The sequence below is a fragment of the uncultured Succinatimonas sp. genome, assembly GCF_905203285.1.
Taxonomy (GTDB): domain Bacteria; phylum Pseudomonadota; class Gammaproteobacteria; order Enterobacterales; family Succinivibrionaceae; genus Succinatimonas.
Genome location: NZ_CAJKVK010000110.1, coordinates 1 through 5,583 on the forward strand (window position 1 = coordinate 1; position 5,583 = coordinate 5,583).

General features: G+C 41.1%; 4 protein-coding genes. 3 read left to right on the forward strand and 1 reads right to left on the reverse strand.

Going from position 1 to position 5,583, the window contains the following annotated elements; all coding sequences use genetic code 11:
* Positions 1–139: 139 nt before the first annotated feature.
* The 3 genes from pgm (at position 140) to QZ019_RS09040 (ending at position 4,566) form a co-directional block, all read left to right on the forward strand.
* Positions 140–1,789 (forward strand): phosphoglucomutase (alpha-D-glucose-1,6-bisphosphate-dependent), encoded by a 1,650-nt coding sequence (gene pgm / locus QZ019_RS09030; protein WP_295484400.1) that lies wholly within the window; start codon positions 140–142, stop codon positions 1,787–1,789.
* Between the two features lie 128 nt (positions 1,790–1,917).
* Positions 1,918–2,757: a Cof-type HAD-IIB family hydrolase gene (locus QZ019_RS09035; protein WP_294566498.1), complete on the forward strand. Its 840-nt coding sequence runs from the start codon at positions 1,918–1,920 to the stop codon at positions 2,755–2,757.
* A 12-nt stretch (positions 2,758–2,769) separates the two neighbouring features.
* Entirely contained in the window at positions 2,770–4,566 is a 1,797-nt protein-coding gene (locus QZ019_RS09040) for an ABC transporter ATP-binding protein/permease (protein WP_295484402.1), read from the forward strand.
* 44 nt (positions 4,567–4,610) lie between these two features.
* On the opposite strand, the gene QZ019_RS09045 is transcribed toward QZ019_RS09040, so the two are convergent.
* Complete coding sequence (locus QZ019_RS09045) at positions 4,611–5,492, reverse strand: Rpn family recombination-promoting nuclease/putative transposase (protein ID WP_295484404.1); 882 nt, start codon at positions 5,490–5,492, stop codon at positions 4,611–4,613.
* Positions 5,493–5,583: the final 91 nt, after the last annotated feature.

The window sequence follows — 5,583 nt, forward strand, 5'->3', positions numbered from 1 at the left end:
ATTGTGAGTAACGTTACTCTTTTTCTAAAAAATTAAGTTTTATCTCACACTTAAAAATGAAACGCTTATCCTCACTCTAAAACTTTTTGTAAAATTAAAAAGTACGTGATGAAAAACATAGTTTTTTGAGGTAACTATAATGGCAATTCACCCTTATGCAGGAAAAAAAGCCCGCGAAGAAGATTTGGTTAATATCCCCCGTTTGATGGCGGCTTATTATTTAAATCACCCCAATGTTGAAAACCCTGATGAGCAGGTAAGTTTCGGAACCTCAGGACATCGCGGAACTTCTCTTAACAGTTCGTTTACCGAGTCCCATATTCTGGCGATTTCCCAGGCAATTGCCGAGTATCGTGCTAAAGAAAATATTACCGGTCCTTTGTACATCGGTATGGACACTCATGCTTTGTCCGAAGCGGCTTTAGCAACTGCAATTGAAGTTTTAGGCGCAAACGGCGTTGAGGTCAGAATTGAAAAAGATCATGGCTACACTCCGACCCCTTCGATTTCTCATGCTATTTTGACTTATAACAAGGGTAGAACTTCAGGTCTTGCCGACGGTATTGTTATTACTCCGTCTCATAATCCTCCTACCGACGGCGGCTTTAAGTACAATCCTACCGACGGCGGTCCTGCAGGAACGGAAATTACTTCATGGGTTCAAGATCGCGCCAATGAGCTTTTAAGAAATAAGCTTGCCGGAGTTAAGCGCGTTCCTTATGAACAGGCCATTAAGCTTTCTAACGTAAAAGAATATGACATGCTCTCTGAGTATGTAGAGGATTTGGGCAACGTTATTGATTTAGAAGCTATCTCAAAATCAGGAATTCGTTTGGGCGTAGATCCGTTGGGCGGTTCAGGATTATTCTACTGGGATCGCATTGCCGATCGCTATAAGCTCAATATCAAAGTGGTAAATTACCGCGTTGATCCTACTTTCTCATTCATGTGCCTTGATAAGGACGGCAAGATCCGTATGGATTGCTCCAGCCCTTATGCGATGGCAGGACTTATTGCCATGAAAGACGATTTTGATATCGCTTTCGGTAACGATCCTGATTATGATCGTCACGGTATTGTTTGTCATTCAGGCTTGATGAACCCGAATCATTATTTGTCTGCAGCAATTAACTATATCTACACTCATCGCGAGAATTGGCCCAAAGACGCAATGGTCGGTAAGACCGTAGTTTCTTCTAATATGATGAATCGCGTTGCTGAAGGCTTAGGACGCAAGGTCTGCGAAGTTCCGGTAGGCTTTAAGTGGTTCGTTCCTGGATTATTTGACGGCTCTTTGGCTTTAGGCTGTGAGGAAAGTGCCGGTGCTTCATTCTTAAAGAAAGACGGTAGTGTCTGGACTACTGACAAGGACGGAATCATTGCGGCATTGCTATCAGCCGAGATGCTTGCCGTGACCGGAAAAGATCCGTCAGAGCATTACAAGGCATTGACCGAGAAATACGGAGCTCCGGTTTATAATCGCGTAGATGCTCCTGCTAGCGCTAAGCAGAAGTCAGTATTGAAGAAACTTGATCCTTCAGCTGTTGAGGCTTCTACTTTGGCAGGCGAAGAGATCACCGATAAGCTTACCGCAGCCCCCGGTAACGGTGCGGCTATCGGCGGTTTGAAGGTCGTGACCAAGAACGGTTGGTTTGCCGCTCGTCCTTCTGGTACTGAAAACATTTATAAGATCTACATGGAAAGCTTCAAGGGACCTGAACATTTAGCTCAGATCGAAAAAGAGGCAACCGAGATTGTTGATGCCGCTTTGAAAAAAGCCGGTGCATAATTAGTTATTTTTAGTATAAATCCCTGTTCGTATGGCTCTAAGGGTTAAGACGAACAGGGATTTTTCTTTTTTTTAACGTAAAGAAAGGTTAAGATTCCAACAAGAATAAGAAGAAAAGGAAATAAATCATGGCATTGACCTTGGATAATGTGGAAGTAAAAAAAGGTTTTTATAAATTGGTTGCGTTAGATATGGACGGTACGGTTTTAACCAAAGATAAATCCGTGACGCAAAAAACTAAAGATATACTCAAAAAAGCGCAGGACGAAGGTATAAGACCGGTTATCGTGACGGGACGCCCGCCGTGCGGCATCGTAAATTATGCAAAAGAAATGGGGATCTTGCATTCAAATGCTTATGCCGTTTGTTATAACGGTGCGGCGATTGTTGAGCTCAATGATTTTCATGACGTGTATTCTTTATGCGCCGACGGCAGAAGCATCAAAGAGGTAACTAAACTTGCCCATAAGTTTAACTGCAAGGTTCACGCTTATTCTAAAGCCCGCGGTTTGGTGATTGAGGATTTAAATCCGGCAACGACCAGAGAAGTGGTTCACTCCGGAGCTCCTTACACGGCCATTGATTTTATGCAGTGTGAAGATAACGAGCCTTTTTATAAGATTTTAATTGTGGGACCGGATGAGGATTTAGATAAAGTACGTGCCGCAATCTCTCCTTCTTTGCATGAGCTTTTTACGGTTATGCGCTCTGATCCGAATTTCCTTGAATTTATTCCTTTTGACGGGACCAAAGGAAAAGCTCTTGGTGAGCTGTGCAAGATTTTAGATATTGAAATAGAACGGACTATGGCTTTTGGCGATGCTGAAAATGACTGCAAAATGCTGGAAACGGCAGGACTTGGCGTTGCGATGGCAAATGCTATGCCTGAGGCCAAAAAGGCGGCTAAGGCTATTACTTTGTCAAATGAAGAAGACGGTGTTGCGGTATTTTTAGAACGTTTTTTATAGGCTTAAACTTAAATGTTTAAAACTTTATTATTTAAAAGAACAGCTCAAAAAGAGCTGCATGCAGGGCAGAGCGCTGACAGAAAACCGTCAGACAGTCTGCCGCTTAAAGTTTCGCTGGCATCTTTTTGGCGCATGTTAAAACCTTATTGGACCAGTAAGGACAGCATGATTTCATGGTTTTTGCTGATTGTTATTATTGCCCTTACCGCAGGTTCAATTTGGATAGCAACCTCTATCAATACTTGGTATAAGACTTTTTGGGATACTATTCAAAATTATGATGTTGCAGCTTTTAAGCATCAGATTCTAGTATTTGCTTTGCTTGCATCAATTCATGTGGTGGTTACCGTATATAAAGCCTTTTTACAGTCGCGGCTTGCAATTAATTGGCGTCGCTGGCTTACCGGTAAAGTAATGAATGAATGGCTTGAAAAAAGTACTTATTACAAGCTTCAGCTTACGGATAAAAATACCGATAACCCCGATCAGCGTATTGCCGACGATTTAAGTCTATTCGTTAACGCGACCATTGTACTGTTTTTAGGTACTACTACGGATTTAGCCATGATGGTGACTTTTGCCGTGGTTCTGTGGGATTTATCCGGCAGCGTGGATCTGACTTTATGGAACGGCTATGTTCTGCATCTGCCTGACGGTTATCTTTTGTATTTGGCGTTGATTTACTCAGTTGCCGGAACTTTAATTACTTTCATTCTGGGCAAGCCTTTAGTCAAACTTAATTTCAGGCAACAGCGCTATGAAGCTGATTTCCGTTTCTCGCTTATCCGCGTGCGTGAAAATGCCGAGTCCATTGCTTTATATAAAGGTGAGGAAATTGAAAATCTCACTTTAAGAGAACGCTTTTTTAACGTGGTTAAAAACTATATTAGTCTTATTAACTGTCAAAAGCGCCTGGGCTTTTTAACTTTAGGCTATGCGCAGCTTGCTGTCATCTTCCCGATTTTGATCGCAGCTCCTTTGTATTTTTCCAAAATAATTACGATGGGCAGTATCATGCAGATAAATTCCGCATTCGGGCAAGTACAAAGTGCTTTATCTACCTTGGTTGCCAATTTCTCCGATTGGGCTTCGTGGAAAGCGGTAATCGACCGTCTTGCGCTGTTTTTTGACGGTATGGAAAGAGCCGATAATTTTAAGTGTATAAAGGCACAAAAAGACGGAGTTCAATTTAAGGTTGAAAATCTTGAAGTAAAGACGCAGAGCGGTGAGGTATTAGGTAAAAATGTATCTTTTTGCCTTAATCTTGGAGATAGTTTGCTAATTCGCGGACCGTCAGGATGCGGCAAATCCACTCTTATTCGAACTATTGCCGGTATTTGGCCTTTTTCTTCAGGAAAAGTTACGGAGCCGGCAAGCGGCGAGGTTTTATTTTTAAGTCAAAAACCGTATTTGCCGCAAGGAACTTTGCGTGAGGCGGCAGGATATCCTAAAGCTCCGGAAACGCAAGGACTTACTGAAAAATATTTTAAGGCTTTAAATCTTGAGCATTTGCTTCCGCTTCTTGATAAAGAGGATATTTGGTCGCATATTCTGTCATTAGGAGAGCAGCAGAGAGTTGCTTTTGTTCGGGCTTTATTGTTAAAGCCTAAGCTCTTGTTTTTGGATGAGGCGTCATCCGCACTTGATGAACGCAGTGAGAATATCGCTTATTCGCTAATTAAAGAAGAATTAAAGGATTCAATTATTGTAAGCGTAGGTCATCGTTCTTCACTTATTGCAAAGCATGATTTCGCTTTATCTTGTGTCGACGGTAAATGGGAGTTTTCGCGTAGGGAGCTTATAGCGTAGATGAAAACCGGAGCGATTTGCTCCGGTTAAAATTTAAAAATTATTTAGTTTAAAGCCTTTGCTTCAGCAATTTGTTCATCAGTGCAGTTTAATCCTGCTTTAATTGTTTTCTCTTCTACTCCGATTTTGAGTAAACCGCGGATATTTTGCAGAAGGGTCTTTTTGGTTCCTATTTCAATTCCTTCTCTGATTCCGCATTCTTTGAGCGTGGCTTGATCATGCTGGTACTTTTCATGCATCTCATAGGCATACCAACGCTCGTCATCCATCGTATACCTTTTCTCTATCATCAATGCCTCCTGTATGAGTCTATCATGTAAGGCTAGTCTGCGTACCAGCTCAGGGTCGCTGCTTGTAAGATATGAAAGCCATCGGCAAAAACGATTGACGTTTTTTATATCCTGCGTGTTCTGCTTCTTTATCCATTCTTTCCATTTGGGAAGCTCCACGACAAAGATATCCGCATCGTCACTGTAAATTCTACCATAGGTAAGCTCTTGCATCTGATAACGGGTCAGATATGCATCCAAATCATCAAATAAATTAAAATTAAGTAAATTTACTATGATGCAGGGTCTTAACACATGATAGCTTTCGCCGCTTTTCAATCTTTCGGTATATAGTTTGCCAAAATAATATAGGGAACGCTTGGTCATTTCGTCATTGATGTTTAAAAGTTGGACTTCAACATCAATAATGCTGCCGTCATCGATTTGGGCAAGAATATCCATACGACAAGCCTTACCGTCATCCTTAAGTGCATCAACTTCACGATTAAGGAAAGTAAGTTTATTAATGACAATGGAACGGCCCTTTAAATAAGATTCAAAAAGGGAGTTTAGAAGGGAAATAAGATATTTTTCATGTCCTTTTACACCGAAAAGAGCTTTAAAAAATCTGTCATTAAGGCGGTTTTTTAAGAACACGTTCTTTATTGTTATGTTGTATCACGATTAATCCTTAGTGTTGATAAAAGAGGCGCCATTCTAAAATAAATTACTTAAATAATAAATAGTT

Bases quoted from the DNA above. Each gene is read 5' to 3' on its own strand.
- pgm (WP_295484400.1), top strand. From the start codon at position 140: ATGGCAATTCACCCTTATGCAGGAAAAAAAGCCCGCGAAGAAGATTTG.
- QZ019_RS09035 (WP_294566498.1), top strand. From the start codon at position 1,918: ATGGCATTGACCTTGGATAATGTGGAAGTAAAAAAAGGTTTTTATAAA.
- QZ019_RS09040 (WP_295484402.1), top strand. From the start codon at position 2,770: ATGTTTAAAACTTTATTATTTAAAAGAACAGCTCAAAAAGAGCTGCAT.